The sequence below is a fragment of the uncultured Campylobacter sp. genome, from assembly GCF_938018145.1.
GTDB lineage: Bacteria > Campylobacterota > Campylobacteria > Campylobacterales > Campylobacteraceae > Campylobacter_A.
Map to the genome: position 1 here is coordinate 1 of NZ_CALIII010000312.1, position 1,859 is coordinate 1,859.

Annotated in this window: 3 protein-coding genes; all 3 read right to left on the minus strand. The window is 44.4% G+C overall.

All coding sequences use genetic code 11. The annotated features are described in order from the left end of the window. On the minus strand, positions 1-750 hold a 750-nt coding region (locus tag Q0338_RS07330), incomplete at its 3' end, for a hypothetical protein (protein ID WP_298086182.1). A 56-nt stretch (positions 751-806) separates the two neighbouring features. Continuing rightward, positions 807-1,259, minus strand: a complete 453-nt coding sequence (locus Q0338_RS07335) for a hypothetical protein (protein WP_298086183.1) — start codon at positions 1,257-1,259, stop codon at positions 807-809. Then, the coding region (locus tag Q0338_RS07340) for a lysophospholipid acyltransferase family protein (protein WP_298086184.1) at positions 1,256-1,859 on the minus strand (604 nt) is incomplete at its 5' end. The genes Q0338_RS07340 and Q0338_RS07335, both read right to left, overlap by 4 nt.

The window sequence follows — 1,859 nt, forward strand, 5'->3', positions numbered from 1 at the left end:
GGCAGTTACATCGGTGGATTCTGGCATATTTATATCGTAGTCGAGGTCTGCAAACTCCTCTTCGTTGTTGTCCATTTTTAACATTTCGCCAAGATCGTCCAGGCCGTCCATGGTGTTAAAGCTCTCGTCCACGTTTGCGATAAAATCGTCTATCTCGTCGCTGTTTTCTTTATCAAAATCCGCGCTATCGCTATACTCTTCATCGTTTTCTTTGCAAACGGTAGCGTATTTTACCCCTTCGCTTGAGGTGATGCAGATGGTAAAACCCTCTTCGCAAGAGTAGACAAAAAGGGTGCTTGCGGTTGGTAGATCATGTTTTTCGATCTCTTTTTGGGTTAGTGCGATAGGCGAATAAAGTACGTCTACGCCGATGTCTGTAAATTTTTCCTCTGCGGCTTTTACGTCTGAGTGCTTTGCGTAGATGAGCCAGTTTTTGGCGGGATTTATGCAAGTTATTTCTTTTGTTTTGATTCCTAGTTTTTCGAGATTGTCGGCATTTTTAGCCTCAAACGCGCCTTGTTCGAGTGCATCGAAAAACAGCGAAAGATAAACCCATTTATACTCTTTTTGCAAATTTCTTATGTACTCGTTTGCTCTTTGGGAAACGACGCCGGATTCATCTAGGTCAAATTCTGCTTTTATCGTTTTTAACAGCTTCGCGCCCTTGTAGGCCTCGCCGTAAAATAGGCATTTTTTGGACTGGATAACGGCGCTAAGATATAAGACGCTAAAAAAACGACGTATCAGCAAAGATTTCTCCTAAAAATTGCAATGCGTTATCATACCCAAAAAGCTATTAAGTTCAATTAAAACAGCTCTTTTTGCAGGGTTAAAAATTTATCCCTTATCATTTTGGCTTCTTCTTGCAGCGACGGATCGGTCAAATTTGACGGCTTAAGCAGGCCGTAGTCGCTCACCGCGATGTCGCACATCATGCGGATTTTGTCTAAATCCGCCTTATTTACCTTGCCTGATTTGCTGATTTTTTGGATATTTTCTAGGTAGCCGTTTGAGCGAGCGATGTAGAGTGCGTATTTTTGCGAGATTTCACTTTGTACCATCACGGTGTGAGCGAGTTTGTTGTAGATATCTTTGTGATAGGCTGATTTTGAGAGCCTATATGCGGTTTCATAGTCGCCCGTCTCGTAGTAAAATTTGGCCTGAAGCGCGTTTTTGTAAGATGGACTAAGCGTGATAAACGAGATAAAAATGGCCGCCAAAAGCGCTCCGATAGATAAAACTACGGTCTTTGAGCTCATTTTTCCATCTCCTTTTTTATCTGCTCTCTTGCGGCTTCTAGCTCCATGCCTGTCACGCTAAAAGGCGGCGAGAGCGTATAAGAAATCTCGCTAAACGGCTTTGGGATTATCATTTTATCCCAGCTTTTTAGCTGCCAAAATTTACTCGCTTCGTAGTTTAAAATTTGTATTTGCGCATTTTGCTTTTGCGCGATGACGACTGCGCCGTCGGCGACGCTGTGATAGGGGCCGCGCGGACCGTCCGGGGTGATGATGACGTCGGTGCCGCTTTTTAGCTCTCTAAAGCTTTGCGCGAGGGCTTTTACCGCGCCTTTTGAGCTACTGCCCCTGATCGCGCCGATACCGAAAAACGAAATCACGCGCGCGATGATCTCGCCGTCTTTGTGGTCGCTTATCATGACTTTGGCGCGTCTTTGCGGATTTTGGCCGTTTTTCCACCAGTGCACGTAGGCAAAGCTCATCAGCGCAAGCCTGCCGTGCCAAAACAGCACTACGCAGGGCTCGTTCGTCAAATTTGTCTTAGAAAAGCTCTTTTTGCAGGTTAAAAATATAATCCAAATAAAAAAATAGATAATGCGCGGGGCTAAATTTATAAAAACG